An 18,787-nucleotide genomic window follows, 5' to 3' on the forward strand; every position below is an offset into this window, starting at 1 on the left:
GCCGTCGACGTAGACCGCTGACCGTCCACCGTCGGTCACGGCGTCCCGAACGTTGCCGCGACGGACCCTCATCGCGGGGTACCGTCAAGGGCTCTGGCCAGCACTGCCTCCAGATCGGCTGCTTCGCGATAGGTGACGCGCTGTGCGCCTCCGGCGCGGCGGAGGACGTCAGCCAGTCGCTGCAGGGGGTGCTCGAGCCTGCCGAGGAACGACACCTGGGGGGCCAACTCGGCCAGGGCGTCGATCATGTCCAAGGGGACCATTCGGGGTGGGCCGTTGTGTGCCGGATCGCGTTCGAGGAGGTAGAGCGCGGCCAGTCGTCCGGAGTGTGCCGAGGTGTTCAGGCCGAGCCGTGAGGGCGCCAGCTGGGTCTTGTACTGGCCGGACTCGATGACCGAGAGCGGCTTGCGGTAGGCGAGAACGACTCCGTCCTCGGTGATTCCCGCGGTCTCGTCCGTGAGGTAGGCGAAGTTCCGACCCAGCGTGATCGCGGCGGTGGTCTTGCCGGTTCCCGACGGTGCGACCAGGACGGCGGTGGCGCCGGTGATGGGGTCCGCGAGGGCCGCGGCGTGGAGCATGACGAGCTCGCCCGCACGGGCGTCGATCGCCTCGCGTGTCACGGCTGGCGAAAGGTGATGCAGAATCTCGTTCATCTCGGCGGAGTGGACGTCGGCGCCCTGGTCGAAGCTGACCGTGACTGTCCTGTGAACTGCCCCGGACGGCGCGCAGACGGCATCGCGCCACGCATCTCGCACCCTCGCGGCGATGGTCGCGTCATCGGACTCGATGACGACGTCGACGCCGAGGCCACGCACGCAGAGACGTTCGCCCGCAACCACAGCCGTCATGGCAGCAGGCTACGGGTATGACTCACGGCTATCCCGGGAATCCCAGCGCTGAGCGGCGACCAGTCAGGGACAACCCGTCAGTGGTGGCACGCGGCGGGGCACCCGCAGTGCTCGTCGCCGGCGATGCTCGTCATGTCGATGACGGCCGAGCACCGGTGGCGCACCAGCACGCGACCCACGTGCCGGACGGGGTGACCGGACTCCTCGTTGTGCCCGCACTCGGGGCAGACAACGGGCTGTTGCTCGCCATGGAGGCGAGGTCGCGGAATGTGCATGATCACATTGGGCACCATCGCGTCTTCCTCAGCGGGAGTCAACGGTGAGAAATCCTCACGATGAGGTATCCCCGCGCAATCATCGGCGCTTGGAATTCGCCAGTTCCAGCAGCAGCCGCTCGTAGCCATCGGTGACGTCGTCCCACCGGTAGGCACGCGAAGCGTGCGTCTTGCCCAAGCTTCCCCGCTCGACGGCCGACTCCGGGTCCTTCTCGTCTGCGGTCATCGCCTCACCCACGGACTGGGGGTCGCTAAAGAACGACGCGTGCCCGGCGGTGACCTCGCGGTTGAAGTTCACGTCGTACGCCGTCACGGGAGCCCCGCAGCCGAGGGCACGGAGGAGCGAGGGATTGGTGCCTCCCACCGAGTGCCCGTGCACGTAGCTCAGGCTGTTGGCGTACAGCTGGTTGAGCACGTCCTGGTCCCACACCGCGCCCAGGAGCCGTACGTCGCCCCGGTCGGCGAGTGCGCGGATGCGCGCCATGTAGTCGTCCCCGTAGGGCGCCGAGCCCACGACGACCAGCGGGTGGTCGTGGTGGGAGGATACGTAGCCCTCGACGATCTGGGCGACGTGGTTCTCCGGCTCCATGCGGGCGACGACGAGGTGGTAGGCGCGTGCTTCGAGCCCGAGCTCGGAGAGCCTGTCGTACCCCGGCTCCAGGATCGGGGCGCCGTAGGCGAGGAAGTGGCTCTCGAGCCCGTACGTCTCCAGGAGGTAGTCGGCGATCCCCTGCGCGTCCGCGATCAGCGGCAGGCCCGACGCGGCCGCCTTCTCCTCGGCGCGCTTGTAGTAGCGGGCGCCGGCGCCCTTCCACTTCTCGCGCTTCCACTCGAGGCCGTCCACGTGGACGGCGGTGGGGATGCGGGCCGCCTTCAGCAGCGGCAGGTACGGGGCGTTGGCCGCGTTGAACACGATCACGGCGTCCGGACGACTGGCCACGGCATGCATCACCGAGAGGCCGCTGTGGCTCAGTGTCTCCAGCGACCGTTTGCGCACGGCCGGGAGGTTGATGAGCCGCATCCCCTTGTGGCTCCGCAGGTCCTGCCCGGGATTGCGGCAGTAGACGTCCACCGCGTGCCCGCGCTCGACGAGTCGCGACCCAATCTCCTCGATGGCCGTCTCGAAGCCCCCGTAGAGGGCGGGGACGCCGCGCGTACCGACCATCGCAAAGCGAAGGCGTTGCGACATCCAGACCTCCAAAGTCTTCTGCTTTCCAACGCTCAATCCTACGCGATGCTGCTCCGAGCGAGATCGTCGGGACGCCACGTCCACGTAGGACGAGGCGCCAGGAACCATTCCGGGACCGTGTTTGCTTCATCCCCACACACCCCGCCGGCGCCTCGGCCTTGGACCGGATGTGAGACAATTCTGGTTCCGCATCCATCCGTGAGGTAACGAATTGCGAATCCTTTTTGATGGCTATTGGCTCGCCGATGGCCCCCCATCTGGGTCAATGGTAGCGCGCGAGATGGTCAAGGCCTGGACAACCGAATTTCCCGAGGATGAAGCAATCGTCGCCATCCCGCGGCATGGGAGGCACTCGGCACTCGCCATCGAGGGGGCATCTTTTGTGACGACAAGACTACGGCTACACCCGGTCATTAATGCGCTAGAACTACCGGCGATTGCTCGCCGAAGCAGGGTCGATGCCGTCCTGAGTCACAACTTCACGGCTCCGTTCAGGAACTCGGGGACATATGTCTACGACCTCATCTTCAAATCGCACCCGGAATGGTTCTCGGGACGAGAAAAGGTGTATCTGTCGACCCTGATTCCTTTGCTTCGCTATGCAAGTGTCGTATTCACTGAGACGATGGTCGAGGCCGCACGGATTAGGACCTATGCCACCAAGAGCGCTGTCGTAACGGGTCTAGGACTTCCGGGCCTCTTCGTAGACGCCCAGAACGCGAGTGAGACCGAGCGCGACTACGTCCTAGTCGTGGGCAGGCTGAATGTGCGAAAGAACCTTCGTCGCACCCTAGAAGGCCTGCTTCTGAGCGGCATGATCGGCCCGGACATGAAGGTCTTGGTGGTAGGAAAGCGAGATGGGGTCGAGGGTGACTACCCAGGCATAGTTCAGGAGGCAATGAGTCGCGGGGAGGTGGTCTTCACAGGCTATGTGAGCGACGCCGAACTCAAGGACCTGTACGTAGGGGCCCGCTTGTTTGTGTGTCTAACTCTCGACGAGGGCTATGGACTTCCTCCACTTGAAGCTCTGAGTCTGGGTGTGTCAGTCTTGGCAAGCGATATTCCGGTGTTTCGTGAAACACTCGGCGGGCACGCAATGTACGTCGATCCGACAGACACAGGCGCCATCTCTCGATCTATAGCGCCAGCACTCGATGCGCTGCGACCGGAGGCAATGGCCTTGGCGCCAACATGGGCCGAGGTTGTCCACATCATTCGTGGCGAACTCTCGCAGTCCGGTGGGAAGGCATGAGGCGTCTCGCTGACCGGATATATCTTGAGCTCCGGGGACGACGATTGCCGGAAGAGGCGACCTTGCGGGATATCTCAGCCTTCGCTAGGTCGAGAACCTTCATGATGGTTCGTGGCCAAGCCGGGTCTTTGCGGTATGGGAGCAGCGGCTTCCCCCATTTCCGGGGAAGACGCGTAACAGTGCGATTTCCCAAGTCTGTGCAGGTGGGCAAGGCCGTCACGCTTGATCAGTCCGCTGTGTTGGACGGATTTGGCGGGACTGGCATCCTGATCGAGGACGGCGTGACCATCGGCCGACACTCCCTGATCTCCGTGAGCGGAGTATTCGGCGAGCCTGGCGAAGGTATACGAGTCGGTGCACGCTCCGCCATCGGTGCAAACAACACGATCTGGGGCCAGGGGGGGGTGACGATCGGTCAAGACTGCTTGTTTGGACCCAACGTAGTAGTGGTGAGCGAGAACCACCGATTTGACGACCCTGTCGTGGCGATAAGATCGCAGGGACATCGACGGTCTCCGGTTGTCATTGGAAACGACTGTTGGGTCGGGGCCAACGTCTTGATCGCCGCCGGGGTAACCGTCGGCGATGGAGCAGTCATTGGCGGAGGCTCTGTGGTTACTTCTGACGTGCCGTCGCGCGCCGTGGTGGTGGGAAATCCCGCTCGGGTGATCAAGTACCGAGGAGCGTCCAGTTGAATATTGCGATACTTCTGGTGTCCTATAATAGCGAGAAATACCTTCGCGCCTCACTAGGAAGCCTTCTGGGGTGCCCAAGCATCAGGGTGTGGGCGCAGGACAACAATTCGTCGGACGACTCCGCGAAGATCCTTTGCGAGCTCGTTGAACCAGAAAACCTCATACTGTCCGAAGGCAATGCCGGTTTCGCTGTGGCTGTCAACGATCTCGCGAGGCGCGCATCGGAATGGTCCGACGTGCTGGTGCTATTGAATCCTGACGCGTCAATTGAGGCAGAGGACGTCCAAGCCCTGGCGGACGTGGCAGCGAACGCATCGATCGGGGCCGTCGGTCCATACATCACCATGCCAGCAGGAGTCAGTCGCGTGGCCTCAGGGGGACGGCTGCCTACGATCTGGCGGATGCTGTGTCACCTAACAGGATTGTCCCACTTGGGCGGCTACTTCTCGGGACACTACTTGACTCCGTCTCAATTGGGGGCCGACAAGACTGACGTCGATTGGGTTACAGGAGCATGCTTGGCGGTGCGCACGGACGAGTTTTTTCGTGTTGGCGGCATGAATGAGCGCTGGTTCATGTATGCGGAGGATATTGACTTCTGTCGTCGACTGAAGGCGATTGGTCTGCGCAATAGGATGGTCAACGTTCCGTGTACCCATCAGCTTGGTGCCAGTGGCGAGCGGGATCGCGTCAACACGGTGTGGGTCGAAAACCTCTACGACCTGTACGCAACATATATGGCCCCTTCGGCTTTGCATTCCTTGGTCTGGAGGGCGGTTGTTGCAGCGGGCTTTTTTGGGCGTAGCGCGATTGCCAGCCTGGGCCATACCCAATACTCCGGCGATAGCGGAGTGAAGAATAGCAGTGCCGAGCGTTATCTCGCCTACGCAGGCGCAGTTCTGCGTGCTGGCAAGGACGGTCGTTTGGCCTCTGAGCGGGTCCCTCGATGATCTCAGAAGATTTGGCGCTGGGCTTCACGCTCGTGTTGTTCGCCATCGGGGTTCTGGCCCTCCCCATGTGGCGGCGTGCGAGGATTCTGTTCTTCCTCTATGTGCTGGCACTGTTGTCCACCGGAGTCGCCATGCCGGGTGCGACTATCCGCCTCGAACAACTCGCGACCTTGAGCGCGCTCATCGCACTCGCATTTTCAAAGAATCTTCGAGTGCCATCAGGTCGAACTTCGAATGCGCTTGTGCTGTGGCTAGCCATACTTCTTGTTTCTAGTCTCTTCATGGCGCCGGTGCCCTCGGCGAGCGTTCGATTCTGGGTACAATTGGTGGGCGGGGTCGCGGCGTCTTTGGTGGTTGCATGCTGGCCGATTGCTGCGCGTGAAAAATTCAGTACCGCCAATGCGGCGGTGGTTGCCTTCTTTGGTCTGTCATTTGCTATCGACCTGGCATCAGAGCGAACCCGACTCTTAGGATTGGCTTTCGAGCCAAATGTTATGGGCGGAACTGCTGCGTTATGGTTGGGTGTTTGTGTCTACGCGAAATCACGCGGCGTCCAGTTTCGTGGTTATGAGGTGTGTGCAGTTTGGCTCTCTCTGGCTGCGGTGGCGTTCTCTACGACCAGGGCAGCCTGGCTGGCGTTAGCTGTGATCATCCCGGTATTCTTCGCTATTAAGTCTCGAGCATCGGTGTCTGCGGCTTTTGTGGGAGTGTTGGCATCAATGGCCGCGGTTATTGGCGCTAATTGGATCGCGATAGGGAGCTGGGCGTTTGAGAGCTGGCAATGGCGACTCCAGAATATTCTCGACGGCGAGGGCGGAACGGGCGCGTACCGTGCCGAGATCTGGGGGACGGCGATGGGAGATATTCTAGATCGACCACTCGCATCTATGCTTATAGGAACTGGGGCAAACTCCTACTCGCAGGTGTACACCATGGATTCGACGGGTGTGGGGGCGGAATATCTCAGTTCGGTGTGGATTTCGTTGCTGTATGACTCCGGTCTGGCTGGTTTGAGTGCATTCATCGCTGCGGTGCTGTTCCTGATGTTTCCCTCGGGGAAGGCTCCTAGTCTTGCCGCCTGGGCGCTCTTCGCGGCATGGGCAATCCCCGGCATGTTTACAAGCATGGTGATTTTCGGTTACGCATGGGGTCTTGTGGCCATTGTGGCCGGGTTGCATGCGGCGCGGCAAGATTCGAGCTCGACTTTGGAGAGCCATGGCGAATATCGTGGACAGTGATGAAGTGGTTAATGGGCGGCCCGTCTACTTAATGACCGCTTTCGCAGTGCATCCCTCGATGCCGAGCGAGCCGGGCGTTGGTTGGCGGTTTCTTCTAGCCGCGGTTCAAGTTGCCAGAGTGCAGGGATTTCGGATCGTCCTCTTAACGATGCCTCGGTCGGGAGAAGCGGTCCGTGCATCCCCGCTGTGGGCGACAATTCGCGATGTGGTGGAAGTCATTGAAGTAACTCCCTACATAAGACCGCGCTCTTTCAGATGGCACGAGCCCCGCTTCACCCGACTCGAGCATCTCCTCTGGTTCGTAGCGAGCCGAAGTGTGGTCCGAGGGTTGGAGCGGAAGACACGGGTGGTGGTGGCGCACCACGTAACCTTCGCTACTGAACTACTGCCATCACCGATCGTCTACAGTGCTGGGTTTCGAGTTTGGGGTCCCGTTGGAGCGGGCGGTGTGCGTGAAGTGTTCCTGTGTGAACCAAGAGATCGAACAAGTTATCTTGAGTATCTGAAACAGTTGATGCGCGACTGCACTGCGGGTCTCCCCGCCAGATGGATGGCACGCCGATCAGACTTGGTGATCGCTCAGAATGCAGCGACTTGCCGCCTCGTCGACTCTGCGCCAACTCCCGCCATCGTATTCCCAAACGTCGTTGTTCCGAGCAGCACGCAGATGGTCCGAGTGGAGGATCAGAAGGTGGATATCCTTTGCGTCGGCCATATCATTCCGCGTAAGCGCGTAGAGGTTGTACTACGCGCCTTGGCCGAGCCAGTGTGCTCCGAGAGAGTGGTACACATCGTGGGGGAAGGGATTTCGGGTTCTGACGAGCGGGTTAAACGACTGGCTCGCAAGTTGGGTGTGGACGAACGAGTTGTATGGCGAGGAAAGCTTGGCCGAGATGAAGTCTTGGCGGCCATGCGTAGTGCTGCGGTGCTGGCTCATCCTTCTGGCCGGGAAGGTGCAAGCGGTGTTGTGGGAGAAGCTGCTGAAGTTGGGTTGCCAATTGTCTGCTTCGAAGGAACCGGAGCGGCGAGCGTGATGAGTGCGGGTGGCAGTCCGGGCATGGCTGTGAAGTCTGGAAGGGATGCAGTCAGGGATTTTGCCAACGCATTGAAGGAGGCTTCTGGACTGCCTCGAGGGGTCGCAGGGGCTTGGACGGAGCGCCGACTGGAGGATCTGATTGATGACATCTGGGTCAGGGCTTCAAGGGGCTCGTAAGTTCAGTGGAGTGACAAAATCTGTGCGCCCGGGCTCGGTACGGAGTGACTGGTCAGCGCTCCTGAGGGTCGCGAGCCGTGATTTCACTCACGAATGGTTGTGGGTTGCCCAGTAGGCTGCGCTGCCTCTATCCAACTGTTGTGCGAGGCCGGCCGGGCCGGCCAGGATCTGCCGCGAGGGATCGCGGCACCCCTCGAAGCGGCAGAATCCGTCGGGTGACGGCGTGAACACCGACGCCAAGGACGCGGTCCAGGTGGCCGGTTGCGTCAAGTCGACGAGAAGACAGCAACCCTTGACCCGGCTCGGTCCCTACGCCTATGGCAATGCGCCGATGCAACTCGTCGTCGGGCTCTAGACCGAATGCACCCGCACCACGGTCTTCCACGCCGGGCGATCCCGCAGCATCGGCGACGTCGAGTACGCCACCGCCGGCCGGGTCGGCTGGTACGACAAGCGACGCCTGCAGCACCCTTGTGATGACATCTCCCGTGGAGTTCGAGCAAACCCGCTGCGCGGCAGGAGCTACAGAGAACTGGGACGGCTTCGCTGCTCGAAAATGGGTCGGTGGTCCACCGACGGCAAGAAGCGCGGCAGGAACGGCAAGGAGCCAGGGCCACCGGTCCACGACGACCTGTGCGCCGTGACCCACCAGTACTGTATGACCCGGCAATGGTTTAAGGCCGACAGCCCGAACGAGAGCTGGCTCAGCGACATCACCGAGCACTGAACCAGCGAAGGCAAGCTTTACGTCCGATCCAGGACGACTACTGCAACCGGATCGTCGGATACTCCATCGACTTCACGGACGAAGTCGTTACTGGCGGTCGCGGCGCTGAGCACCGCTGTCGCTCGCCGATCCTTCGAAAGTGGTGCTCGACTCACGTCGAGCAGGGTCAATCAGACCGTCTTGGCTCGCGATGCCACACCCGAGCGCGGGAACTCGTGCCATCATCGCTGCTCCCCCCCGACTGAACCCATTTCCGAACTGGGCCCCTCCTGATGCGGTATCGCCCGAAGGCTCGAGCGGCAGCCACAGCCTGAATTGCGGTCACCGCCACCTCGCTGAAAGCAATTCCGATCGCGGCGCCGAAAGCACCAAGCGAGAGCGCGCCCCAGAATATGAGCGGTACCCCAATCACCGCGCCAGCCAGCGTGCTTCCTAACACGACCCGGATATGTCCGGTTGGCACCAAAATATGCATTCCCAATGAGGTGTTTACGGAGATTGCGAGGAATGCGATCCCATAGAGAGTGGTAACGGGTCGGCTGGCTGACAGTGTTTCGCCGAAGAGAAGGGTTGTGACGGCTGGTCCCGCTATTGAAAGAAACGCTAGGCCGAAAACGCCCACCAGAGAGTGAAGGCCGAGTGAAATGATCATTCTTCGATTTCGCAATGCGGGAACCTTGATCACCCACGCGACGAGTGCGTTGCTTAGGGCCGCGACAGCCTGAAGGCAGACTCGGAAGACTCGGTCCGCGGAGGTTGCGCTTGCTGACTCTTTGACGCTAGCAGCCGCTCCCACGATTAGAAGCGTCCCCGTTGAGTAGGCTCCGCCAGTTACCACGGTGCACGCCGCCATAAGGTCATCTCGCAGGCCCTCAATTAGGCCGTCTCGCCAACCCCCAGATATCGACGTTGGGCGAACGACAACCAGAGAGAACAGTATGTAACTAAGGGCGATCGCGAGGGAGAGTAGTGCCGGATACCACACCGGATTCCGAGTGAAGGCGATGATGGGAAATGCGACTGCGGTAGCTGCAAGTCGGGGCACGAGGTCATACATAGCGACGTATGAGGCGCGACCAACGCCGATCGCGTACCAATTGGGTGAAAGGCCGCCGAGTGCGGCTGCGATTGCCATCGTGAGGGCCAGTAGTGTCGTCTCGGACGGAGAGACGTTAGTGACGACGGCTATCAGTACGGGCATTACAGCAACGAAGACGCTGCCGCGGACTAGAAGGCTTCGGGAGAACGCCTCCCGGCGTTCGCAGTCTGTTAAACGTGCAATTCGTGCTGGACCGGCGACGTTCCAACCATAACTGACAATTAGAGCGCAAAGGCCGCCAGCCGACTGTCCTATCGCAAGTGCAACCCATCCGTCCGTTCCGGCGGTTCGTGCCAGAATCGGAAGAATTATGAGTGACGCCGCCATTCCTAAAAATGGGAGCATCGCGAAGTTCGAGATCTGGCGCCTCAGGGACACATCTCGCGACACGGCTGTTGACGATTTCACACCGTATCGAAACCCGTATTGTCGAAGCCAAGGTGGCCATGGGCGAAGATCTGCTGCACCTCGCGGTCAAATCGGAGCTTCTCGCCCTCGATCCACCGGACAAATGGCTGCTGGTCGAGTCGCGCAGACGCTACGTCGGTCAATACTCCCTCTAGCGTGCCATTGGCGCTAGCTACAAAGTCGCCGCCGAACGGCACTTTATGGGCCCAAGGCAGAGGAACATCTTCCGAGAAGGCCGCCGATCCGCGTCGTGCGACGATAACTACGGCGCCGCAGAGTGCTGCCTCGCGCGGAATTCTATCCTTCCCAGGGTGGTGCCCCAGATCGATATAGACAGCTGAGGCTGTCAGCGTCTCGATGACCTGAGCCTTCGACATATTTTCGATAGGCACCCATTCTACGTCGGGGCGCATTCTAATAAGCTCGGATACTAGTCTGCCGCCCTTGCGGGGCGCATATGCCACTCGATGTGCGCGTTCGCGCTCGGGGGTCGAGGAAACGAGCGAGAGGATTGCCTCCGAGGTGTAGTCGGTTAGCATGCTGGCCACGATCCCCTTCCGAAGGAAAAGGAATGACCACGCGTATTTCGATTGCGTTAGATTTATTGATCGCGAGATGATCGAATCATATCGTTGGGGGAAAGCGAAATACTTTCCTCGAATTGTTCCGATTGTGGCGTGACCGAGATGGGATCTGGAGAGGGCGCCAGTGCGCTGCCTCAATCGCTCGAGAAAGTATCGAGAGGAATAGTCGACGCTCAACCACCAAATCAACGTCGTGGCAAACGAGAAGCGTTTGAGAAGCCCAATCTGATTCTCTGGCGTCAGCACCAGGCTGTTTTCTGTATCGGGGACGTTGGTTCGAACGGGGGCGTCGTACATTGAGTAAGCCACAACATCAGAATTCGATTCGGTCCCCGGGATCGGGACCAGAAATGCTTGACGTCCAGTTCGACGAACGCTGTCGACTAGTTGGTGGAGCGCCTCGGGGCCACCTGTTTCTAGTCCACGAGGGTAGTAGACATATAGCGTTGTTTCTGGTGACCATTCTAGCTCTGATGGATAATCGCTAAGGATGGCACTCTCAGACGATCTGCTGGTCATCTCCACCTAGCCCTGTGCTCGGAATTCGACGGGAGTTGTAGGACGAGGCGCAGGAAGGAAGTGCTCCTGGGCACCGTGCGAGTCGAAGTTGTCCTGATGAGGTCATCCACAGAAAGTTCACGGCCGGCACTCACGCCTCTCGGGAGTCGTCGACCCCGTGAGCCGTCTTGGCTCGTGGATGCTAGCTTCCCGAATTGATCATCCCGGCGCCAACGGTGACTCCGGTCGCCTCGTCGATCAGGATGAACGACCCCGTGGTGCGGTTCTTCGAGTATGGGTCGCAGAGCAACGGCACGGTCGTGCGCAGCTGGACGCGACCGATCTCGTTGAGACCGAGTTCCTTGGTGTCCTGGTCGCGGTGCAGGCTGTTGACGTCAAGGCGGTACTGGATGTCCTTGACCATCGCCCGAGCAGTGCGGGTTGTGTGCTTGATGGCAAGCTTCTGGCGCGGTCGCAGCGGCTCGTTGGTCATCCAGCAGATCATCGCGTCGATGTCCTGGCTGGGCTTCGGGGCGTTGTTGACGCGGGCGATCATGTCGCCCCGCGAGACGTCGACGTCGTCCTCGAGGCGCACGGTGACCGACATCGGCGGGAACGCCTCGGAGATCTCCTCGTTGAAGAGGTCGATACCTTGGATCGTGGACGTCATGCCGCTCGGCAGCACCACGACCTCGTCGCCGGGCTTCAGCACGCCGCCAGCGACCATGCCCGCGTAGCCGCGGTAGTCGTGGAACTCGTCGGACTTGGGACGTACGACGTACTGGACCGGGAATCTGACGTCCTGCAGGTCGCGGTCGGAGGCGACGTGGACGTGCTCGAGGTGGTGCATGAGCGTGGGCCCGTGGTACCACGGGGTGTTCTCGGACCGGTTGACCACGTTGTCACCCTGGAGCGCCGAGATCGGGATGACCTCGAGGTCGGGGATGTTGAGCTTGGTGGCGAACGCCGTGAACTCGTTGTGGATCTTCTCGTAGACCGCCTCGTCCCAGTCGACGAGGTCCATCTTGTTGACTGCCAGCACCAGGTGGGGGACTCGGAGCAGCGACAGCAGGACGGCGTGCCGCCGGCTCTGCTCGGTCAGGCCCTGACGAGCGTCGACCAGCACCAGGCCGAGGTCGGCGGTGGAAGCGCCGGTGACCATGTTGCGGGTGTACTGGATGTGGCCCGGGGTGTCGGCGATGATGAACTTGCGGCTGGGCGTCGCGAAGTAGCGGTAGGCCACGTCGATGGTGATGCCCTGCTCGCGCTCGGAGCGCAGACCGTCGGTCAGCAGCGCGAGGTCGGTGTAGTCGTAGCCCTTGGACACCGAGGAGGCCTCGACGGCCTCGAGCTGGTCCTCGAAGATCGACTTGGAGTCGAGCAGCAGGCGACCGATGAGGGTCGACTTGCCGTCGTCGACCGAGCCGGCGGTCGCGAAACGAAGCAGGTCCATCGGGGCGCGGCCCTCATGGGCCTCCGCGACGGGAGAGATCTCGGGGCTCATCAGAAGTAGCCTTCCTTCTTGCGGTCTTCCATGGCCGCCTCGGAGAACCGGTCGTCACCACGGGTCGCACCGCGCTCGGTGACCCGGGCGATGGCGATCTCGTCGATGATCTCGGCAGTGGTCGCAGCGGTCGACTCCACGCACCCGGTCTGCGACTTGTCGCCGACCGTGCGGAAGCGGACCATCTTGGTCTCGACGGTCTCGGAGCCCTTGGGCTGCACGGCGTCGGAGAGCGAAAGCCACATGCCGTCGCGGAGGATGACCTCACGCTCGTGGGCGAAGTAGATCGAGGGGATCTCGATCTTCTCCCGGTCGATGTAGTGCCAGATGTCGAGCTCGGTCCAGTTCGACAGCGGGAAGATGCGCATGTGCTCGCCCGGGTGGATGCGCCCGTTGTAGAGGCTCCACAGCTCTGGACGCTGCATCTTCGGGTCCCACTGGCCGAACTCGTCGCGGTGGGAGTAGACGCGCTCCTTGGCCCGGGCCTTTTCCTCGTCCCGGCGACCGCCACCGAACGCGGCGGTGAAGGCGTTCTCCTCGATCGCGTGCAGCAGCGCACCGATCTGCTGGCGGTTCCGCGAGGTCTTGCCGTCGTCGACGATGGTGCCGTCAGCGATCATGTCCTCGACGCTCGCGATGTGGATGCGCGCGCCGAGGCGGTTGACCCAGTTGTCGCGGGTCTCGAGGACCTCGTCGAAGTCGAGGCCGGTGTCGACCTGGAGCAGCGGGAAGGGCAGCTTGGAGGGGTAGAAGGCCTTCTCCGCGAGGCGGAGCATGACGATGGAGTCCTTGCCACCGGAGAACATCAGGACCGGCTTCTCGAACTCGGCAGCGACCTCACGGAAGATGTGGATCGACTCAGCCTCGAGCTGGTCCAGCTGGCTCAGCTGGTAGTCGGGGTGCGTTTGGGTCATGACAGACGAAGGGCCTCTCTAGGGACAGCAGCCCACATCGTAGCCATGGCCCGGCCGATTGACGCACCGGAGCCCGCGGTAAGACGCGTGGCGGAATAGACCGTCACCATCTCGTCTACACCAAGGGAGGTACGCGGTCGGTGTTCTGCGAGCACCGATCGTGGGTCTCAGTTAGAGGGGGAGTCGAGCAGGAGAGTGACGGGCCCGTCGTTGATCGAGGCAATTCGCATGTTGGCACCGAAGACGCCCCGCTCGACGTGGGTGCCGAGGCGCGCCAGCTCGCCACACACGGCCTCGTAGAGCGGCTCGCTCACGGGACCGGGAGCCGCGGCCGACCAGGTGGGACGGCGTCCCTTGCGCGCGTCGCCGTACAGCGTGAACTGGCTGACGAGAAGGACCGGCGCTCCTACGTCGCCGACCGACTGCTCGTCCCGCAGGATGCGGACGTCGCGGATCTTCCGCGCCATCCACGCGGCCTCGACCTCGGTATCGGTGTGCGTCACTCCGAGGAGGACGAGCAGCCCGCCGTCGATGCTGCCGACCACCTCGCCATCGACCGTGACGGAGGCGGAGAGGACCCTCTGGAGCACGGCACGCATGTGGCGACCCTAAGGTGCTCCCATGGCTGAGGGACTGTTGATCACCGTGGCGCCCACGGGCGCCGAGACGAGCAAGGCGGACTGCCCGCAGCTGCCCACCACTCCGGAGGAGATCGCGGCCACAGCCGCGGAGTGCGAGGCGGCCGGCGCGGCGATGATCCACCTCCACGTGCGTGACGGCGAACACGCGCCGACCCTCGACCAGTCGCTGCTGCGCGAGTGGGTCGCGGCGGTCCGCGAGTCGAGCAACCTCGTGGTCCAGCTCTCCAGCGGCGGCTCGGTCCACGACCCGCTCGACAAGCGGCTCGAGGTGCTCGACGCCGAGCCCGACTCGTGCAGCCTGACGATGGGGACCACCAACTTCGGCGACGACGTCTTCAGCAACCCGTGGCCCTTCGTGTGCGAGCTCTACCAGCTCGCGCAGGAGCGTCGGATCGTGCCGGAGTTCGAGCTGTTCGACCTCGGCCAGGTGCACGCCCTCGGGCGGTTGCTCAAGACCTACGGCCTGCCGCACGGCGGCAAGGTGCACTGCGACTTCGTCATGGGTGTGCCCGGCGGCATGCCTGGCAGCGCCGACGCACTGGTGGCCGGCGTGGCGATGCTGCCGCCCGAGGTGACGTCGTGGTCGGCCACCGGCATCGGCCGCACGACCTTGTCGGTGGCGCTGGCCTCGTTGTCCAAGGGAGGACACCTGCGGGTCGGCATGGAGGACGTGCTCACCATCGCGCGGGGCGTGCCCGTCGAGAGCAACCGCCAGCTCGTCGAGCGTGCGGTCGAGCTCGGTCGCCTGGCCCAGCGTGAGCCGATGACGCCTGCGCAGTGCCGCGAGCTGCTCGGGATCTGATCCCCGCAGCGGGCCTCAGCCGGGTAGCGGCAGCGGCACCTGGTGCACGGCCAGGTGGTCGTGGTTGGTGATCCACAGCGCCCGGTCGGTCGCGGCCACACTGCCGCTGCCGGGCGGCAGGTCGATCCAGTGCGTCACCGCTCGGGAGGCGGGATCGACACGAGCCACGGCGGTGTCGGTGCGCAGCCACACCGCCCCGGCACCGGTGGTCAGGTCACCTCCTCCGATCGCGTTGCCGGTCACGGCGAAGGTCTCGGCCTTCGACGAGCGTCCGTCGACACGCGTGATCGAGCCGTCACCCTGGTTCATCACCCACACGGCTCCGAACCCGACGTCCATGAACCGGGGCCGGGGGCCCACCGGGATGCTCGTCCACTCGCGGGACTCGAGGTCCAGACGCTCCACGGTGTTGAGGCTCGTGGGCACCCAGAGCGCGCCGAACGCTGCTCGGACACCCGTCGCTGCGTCGGGGGCGACCAGAGTCTCGGTCACCTCGTTGTCGCTGACCACTGCGATGGTCGGCTCGAGGGGGTCCATGAGGACGTAGACCGTGCCGTCGGCTGCACCGACCACACCCTCCGCCACGGGGCTGGCCGGCAGTGGCACGCGCGCCAGGACCTCACCAGTGGTGGCGTCGAGCCGCAGGAGTGCGCTGGGCGCGCCGGTAGGCACGTAGACCTCGGCATCCGACTCCTCGAGCGCCTGCGTCACGGACCCGCGGACGGGGGTGCGCGCGGTGACCGCGCCCGAGGTGTCGTCATAGCGCACCGCGCCGGGCGCGACCCCCGACACCCAGACGCCGGAGCCGCTCGCCACGGCGAAGTCGGCGAACGGCTTGGCCGTGATCGTGCGGCCGTCCACGTCTCGCAAGGACAACGGGTCGGGCAGGTCACCCGCCGGGAGATAGGTGACCTCCGGGCTGGGCTCCGCGGTTGCAGTAGGTGGGGGATCCGTCGGTGCGGTGTCGCCGCCGTCGTCGGCACAGGCCACCAGTGAGGCAGCCAGTGCTGCCACCACGACGGCGCGGACGATCGCCATGCCACCGACAATCCTCCGTGGCGTCGGTCTGTGCCACGGACTGAGCCGACCGGTCTGGACCGGGCGATCAGTTGTCGGTGCGCTTCATCCCGATGAGACCGGGCTGGAAGCTCGGATCCTCGAGCTCGGCGATGGTGGGCTTGCCGAACATCGGCAGGCCCTCGCTCTTGCGGAGGAAGCCCCACACGATCGGCAGGACGACCAGCACGAAGAGGCCGACGCCGGCGATGAGCATCGGGTGGGTGTCGTCCTCACCGGCACCGAGGGGCGGCCAGCCGGCCTTGTCGAGCAGTGCGACGCCGCTCATGGTGAGCACGACGACGATGCCGCGGCGGATGATCGACTGCGGGACCTTGGGGGCGATCTTGGCGCCGATGAGCGTGCCCGGGACGGATCCGATGAGCAGGGGGATCAGCACGCCCCAGTCGAGGCCGTGGATCGCGATGTTGGAGATCGCGGCGGCCATTACGAGCGGCACCGCCTGGACGAGGTCGGTGCCGACCAGCTTCACCGCGCTGAGCCCGGGGTAGAGCATGAGCAGCGCGATCATGATGACCGAGCCCGAGCCGACGCTGGTGATGCCCACCAGCAGGCCACCCAGGGCGCCGACGAGCAGCGTCGGGAGGATGCGGACCGCGGGGTTGTCATCGACCACGTGGGTGCCGTTGCGCACCCGTTTGAGGTTGATGTAGAGCCGCAGGGCGTAGGTCGCAGCGGCGAAGAGCAGGGCGAACCCGATGCAGAGCTTGAGCGTGCTGTCGAGGTCATCCGGGTCGGCGAAGGTCTTGACCAGGTAGGGCCCGAGCAGGGCCATCGGCACAGACCCGATGATGAGCCACTTGGCGAGCTGCATGTGGGGAGAGCCCTCGCGCTTGTGCACGATCGCGCCGCCGGTCTTGTAGACCGCAGCGGCGGTCAGGTCGGCCGTGACGACGACGGCGGCCTCGCCGACGCCCAGGAAGATCAGCGCCGGCGTCATCAGCGCGCCGCCACCCATGCCGGTCAGGCCAACGACGATGCCGACGACGAACCCCGCCACCACGATCGACAGGGCGGTCAGGGTGATCAGCTCGGCCATCAGTCCTCCTCGGCGAGCGCTTCCACAATCACGCTCAACATTGTCGACATCTTGCCTGCTGCGGCCTCGGCGGCCGCATTCCCGCGCCGGTAGGGGTCGTCGATGTCGTCGTCGGGGACGGGCGCCGTACGCCGCTCGCCGGCCGCCGCGAGCAGCTCGCGACCGCGAAGATCGGGGGCGGCCTGGGCGGCCCGGGCGAACTGCCCCAGCGTGAAGACCTTGCGCAGGGCCTGCGGGTGCTCCTCGAGCACGAAGGCCCGGTGGCTGCTCTCTGCGGTGAGGACGAGGTCGACCTGCTCGACGATCTCGCGGGTCAGGCGACGGCTCCGAAAGCCCTCGTCGGCCGCGTCGAGCGTGCTCGACATCACGGCGTCCATGGGGTGCGCGTCGAAGCCGTGGGTGCCGGCGCTGCTGAACTCGATGCCGTGCGCGCCCATCGCCCGGGCGGCCTGCTCGAGCCAGGCGGAGCGGCAGATGTTGGCGGTGCAGACGAAGAGGACCCGGATGGGGGGTTTCGAGGCTCGCTCCGCTCGCACCTCAACCACCGACGGGGATGCTGCCGCGCCCTGGTCGTGACCCCGCTCGCGCAGCGAGAGGTGGCCGGTCTCGGCCAGGGCCTCGAGAACGTCGTCGAGGGCGTCCTCGATGGTGCGGCCGGTGGTGTCGACGCGGACCGCGGCGTCGTCGGGCTCCTCGTAGGGCGAGGAGATGCCGGTGAAGTCGGGGATCTCGCCCCGGCGGGCCTTGGCGTAGAGGCCCTTGCGGTCGCGCCGCTCGCACTCCTCGAGGGGGGTGGCCACGTGCACGAGGAAGAACTCGCCGCCGGCCTCCTCGACCATGTCGCGCACCGTGGCGCGGGTGGAGGCGAAGGGGGCGATGGGGCTGCAGATCGCGACCCCGCCGTGGCGGGCGATCTCGGCGGCGACCCAGCCGATGCGGGTGATGTTGGTCTCCCGGTCCTCGCGGGAGAAGCCGAGGCCCGCGGACAAGTGTCGACGGACGACGTCGCCGTCGAGGCTGGTGACGGTGCGCTCGCCCTGCTCGAGGACCCGGTCCATGATGGCGCGGGCGAGGGTGGACTTGCCGCTGCCGGACAGGCCGGTGAAGAAGAGGACCAGGCCCTGCTTGCCGGGCTCGGGGAGGTCGCGGTCGACGATGGCCTGGATGGTCGGCGGGTAGGGAGATTTCGAGGCTCGCTCCGCTCGCACCTCAACCACCGAAGGGCCGCCGCCCGCATCGACCACCGAGGAGTCCGAGAGCGCGTGGACGGGGTCGGTGCCGGCGTAGGTCTGCGCGACCCGTACGCCCAGCTGGTGGTCGGCGTCCGCGTCACCGTGGTCGGCCACTGGCACGACCACGACCACGGCGTCGTCGAGGAGGTCGGCGGCGGCCAGCGTGGCGCGGATGAGGGCAACGGGGGAGAGGGCGGACGTGCCGTGGCCGGCGAAGACGAGCAGCAGGCTCGGGCCGAGGCCGCGCACCCCCTCCAGCTGGGTGGCGGTGAGGGCGTCGGTGACGGGCACCACGGTGCGGCCGGCGTGCTGCTCCCGCACCTGCTTGGCGGAGAGGTAGAGCCGGCGGAAGGGGCCGTACTGCGCGTGGGTCAGCGCGGTCACCTCGCCGGTTGCCGGAACGACGACGGCGAGGGGAAGGCCCTCGGGGTCGACCAGCTCGACCTCGTCGGCGACGGCCAGATCTTCCGGCAGGTCGAGGGTGAGCACGCTGCCCGGGGCGTTGAACGCGGTCAGCGGGTGGACGGCCCCGGTGGTGAGGAGCTCGAGGTCGTCGAGCTCGCGCGGGCTGGGGTGGTGCTGGGGTGTCGACACGGGTCAAT

General features: G+C 64.2%; 16 protein-coding genes and 1 pseudogene. 8 read left to right on the plus strand and 9 right to left on the minus strand.

Features of this window, described 5'->3' with window-relative positions; genetic code table 11:
* Nucleotides 1-68 precede the first annotated feature (68 nt).
* The gene (locus tag ASG88_RS08405) at nucleotides 69-848 is read right to left on the minus strand and encodes a hypothetical protein (protein ID WP_157559639.1); all 780 of its coding nucleotides are present in this window, start codon (nucleotides 846-848) and stop codon (nucleotides 69-71) included.
* Between the two features lie 354 nt (nucleotides 849-1,202).
* Nucleotides 1,203-2,312, minus strand: coding sequence for a DUF1972 domain-containing protein (locus ASG88_RS08410; RefSeq protein ID WP_056886970.1), 1,110 nt, complete (start codon nucleotides 2,310-2,312; stop codon nucleotides 1,203-1,205).
* Nucleotides 2,313-2,592: 280 nt separating this feature from the next.
* Between ASG88_RS08410 and ASG88_RS22555 the strand changes: the two genes are divergently transcribed.
* The 7 genes and pseudogenes from ASG88_RS22555 to ASG88_RS23745 form a co-directional block, all read left to right on the plus strand.
* Complete coding sequence (locus ASG88_RS22555; RefSeq protein WP_162259829.1) at nucleotides 2,593-3,564, plus strand: glycosyltransferase family 4 protein; 972 nt, start codon at nucleotides 2,593-2,595, stop codon at nucleotides 3,562-3,564.
* A gap of 104 nt (nucleotides 3,565-3,668) precedes the next feature.
* Nucleotides 3,669-4,259: an acyltransferase gene (locus ASG88_RS24195; RefSeq protein ID WP_414858632.1), complete on the plus strand. Its 591-nt coding sequence runs from the start codon at nucleotides 3,669-3,671 to the stop codon at nucleotides 4,257-4,259.
* Nucleotides 4,260-4,276: 17 nt separating this feature from the next.
* Nucleotides 4,277-5,209, plus strand: a complete 933-nt coding sequence (locus ASG88_RS22565; protein ID WP_235534799.1) for a glycosyltransferase — start codon at nucleotides 4,277-4,279, stop codon at nucleotides 5,207-5,209.
* Complete coding sequence (locus tag ASG88_RS22570; protein WP_082600135.1) at nucleotides 5,206-6,447, plus strand: O-antigen ligase family protein; 1,242 nt, start codon at nucleotides 5,206-5,208, stop codon at nucleotides 6,445-6,447. Before ASG88_RS22565 ends, ASG88_RS22570 begins: the two co-directional genes overlap by 4 nt.
* 667 nt (nucleotides 6,448-7,114) lie before the next feature.
* Nucleotides 7,115-7,660, plus strand: coding sequence for a glycosyltransferase (locus ASG88_RS24200; RefSeq protein WP_414858633.1), 546 nt, complete (start codon nucleotides 7,115-7,117; stop codon nucleotides 7,658-7,660).
* A gap of 223 nt (nucleotides 7,661-7,883) precedes the next feature.
* Nucleotides 7,884-8,015 (plus strand): hypothetical protein, encoded by a 132-nt coding sequence (locus ASG88_RS24025; protein ID WP_268790766.1) that lies wholly within the window; start codon nucleotides 7,884-7,886, stop codon nucleotides 8,013-8,015.
* Nucleotides 8,016-8,207: 192 nt separating this feature from the next.
* Nucleotides 8,208-8,519, plus strand: a pseudogene (locus tag ASG88_RS23745) (IS3 family transposase); the annotation flags it as partial.
* A 1,371-nt stretch (nucleotides 8,520-9,890) separates the two neighbouring features.
* On the opposite strand, the gene ASG88_RS23015 reads toward ASG88_RS23745, so the two are convergent.
* The 4 genes from ASG88_RS23015 to dtd form a co-directional block, all read right to left on the minus strand.
* A complete protein-coding gene (locus ASG88_RS23015) occupies nucleotides 9,891-10,775 on the minus strand; it encodes a hypothetical protein (protein ID WP_157559641.1) in 885 nt (294 codons plus the stop codon).
* 403 nt (nucleotides 10,776-11,178) lie between these two features.
* On the minus strand, nucleotides 11,179-12,480 hold the full coding sequence (locus tag ASG88_RS08420) for a sulfate adenylyltransferase subunit 1 (protein WP_056886972.1): 1,302 nt from the start codon (nucleotides 12,478-12,480) through the stop codon (nucleotides 11,179-11,181).
* Nucleotides 12,480-13,394 (minus strand): sulfate adenylyltransferase subunit CysD, encoded by a 915-nt coding sequence (cysD, locus tag ASG88_RS08425; protein ID WP_056886973.1) that lies wholly within the window; start codon nucleotides 13,392-13,394, stop codon nucleotides 12,480-12,482. Before cysD ends, ASG88_RS08420 begins: the two co-directional genes overlap by 1 nt.
* A 167-nt stretch (nucleotides 13,395-13,561) precedes the next feature.
* Complete coding sequence (gene dtd / locus ASG88_RS08430; RefSeq protein ID WP_056886974.1) at nucleotides 13,562-13,993, minus strand: D-aminoacyl-tRNA deacylase; 432 nt, start codon at nucleotides 13,991-13,993, stop codon at nucleotides 13,562-13,564.
* Between the two features lie 22 nt (nucleotides 13,994-14,015).
* Here dtd and ASG88_RS08435 point away from each other — a divergent pair, with 22 nt between their 5' ends.
* Entirely contained in the window at nucleotides 14,016-14,837 is an 822-nt protein-coding gene (locus ASG88_RS08435; protein WP_056886975.1) for a 3-keto-5-aminohexanoate cleavage protein, read from the plus strand.
* Between the two features lie 15 nt (nucleotides 14,838-14,852).
* On the opposite strand, the gene ASG88_RS08440 is transcribed toward ASG88_RS08435, so the two are convergent.
* The 3 genes from ASG88_RS08440 to cysC form a co-directional block, all read right to left on the minus strand.
* Entirely contained in the window at nucleotides 14,853-15,875 is a 1,023-nt protein-coding gene (locus ASG88_RS08440; protein ID WP_157559642.1) for a hypothetical protein, read from the minus strand.
* A gap of 67 nt (nucleotides 15,876-15,942) precedes the next feature.
* On the minus strand, nucleotides 15,943-16,953 hold the full coding sequence (locus ASG88_RS08445; protein ID WP_056886977.1) for a sulfite exporter TauE/SafE family protein: 1,011 nt from the start codon (nucleotides 16,951-16,953) through the stop codon (nucleotides 15,943-15,945).
* Complete coding sequence (gene cysC / locus ASG88_RS08450) at nucleotides 16,953-18,779, minus strand: adenylyl-sulfate kinase (protein WP_056886978.1); 1,827 nt, start codon at nucleotides 18,777-18,779, stop codon at nucleotides 16,953-16,955. The genes ASG88_RS08445 and cysC overlap by 1 nt, the downstream gene beginning before the upstream one ends.
* Nucleotides 18,780-18,787: the final 8 nt, after the last annotated feature.

This window comes from Nocardioides sp. Soil777 (assembly GCF_001428425.1).
Lineage (GTDB): Bacteria > Actinomycetota > Actinomycetes > Propionibacteriales > Nocardioidaceae > Nocardioides > Nocardioides terrigena.

Bases quoted from the DNA above. Each gene is read 5' to 3' on its own strand.
- ASG88_RS08405 (WP_157559639.1), bottom strand. From the start codon at position 848: ATGACGGCTGTGGTTGCGGGCGAACGTCTCTGCGTGCGTGGCCTCGGC.
- ASG88_RS08410 (WP_056886970.1), bottom strand. From the start codon at position 2,312: ATGTCGCAACGCCTTCGCTTTGCGATGGTCGGTACGCGCGGCGTCCCC.
- ASG88_RS22555 (WP_162259829.1), top strand. From the start codon at position 2,593: ATGGTCAAGGCCTGGACAACCGAATTTCCCGAGGATGAAGCAATCGTC.
- ASG88_RS24195 (WP_414858632.1), top strand. From the start codon at position 3,669: ATGGTTCGTGGCCAAGCCGGGTCTTTGCGGTATGGGAGCAGCGGCTTC.
- ASG88_RS22570 (WP_082600135.1), top strand. From the start codon at position 5,206: ATGATCTCAGAAGATTTGGCGCTGGGCTTCACGCTCGTGTTGTTCGCC.
- ASG88_RS24200 (WP_414858633.1), top strand. From the start codon at position 7,115: ATGGTCCGAGTGGAGGATCAGAAGGTGGATATCCTTTGCGTCGGCCAT.
- ASG88_RS23015 (WP_157559641.1), bottom strand. From the start codon at position 10,775: ATGTACGACGCCCCCGTTCGAACCAACGTCCCCGATACAGAAAACAGC.
- ASG88_RS08420 (WP_056886972.1), bottom strand. From the start codon at position 12,480: ATGAGCCCCGAGATCTCTCCCGTCGCGGAGGCCCATGAGGGCCGCGCC.
- cysD (WP_056886973.1), bottom strand. From the start codon at position 13,394: ATGACCCAAACGCACCCCGACTACCAGCTGAGCCAGCTGGACCAGCTC.
- dtd (WP_056886974.1), bottom strand. From the start codon at position 13,993: ATGCGTGCCGTGCTCCAGAGGGTCCTCTCCGCCTCCGTCACGGTCGAT.
- ASG88_RS08435 (WP_056886975.1), top strand. From the start codon at position 14,016: ATGGCTGAGGGACTGTTGATCACCGTGGCGCCCACGGGCGCCGAGACG.
- ASG88_RS08440 (WP_157559642.1), bottom strand. From the start codon at position 15,875: ATGGCGATCGTCCGCGCCGTCGTGGTGGCAGCACTGGCTGCCTCACTG.
- ASG88_RS08445 (WP_056886977.1), bottom strand. From the start codon at position 16,953: ATGGCCGAGCTGATCACCCTGACCGCCCTGTCGATCGTGGTGGCGGGG.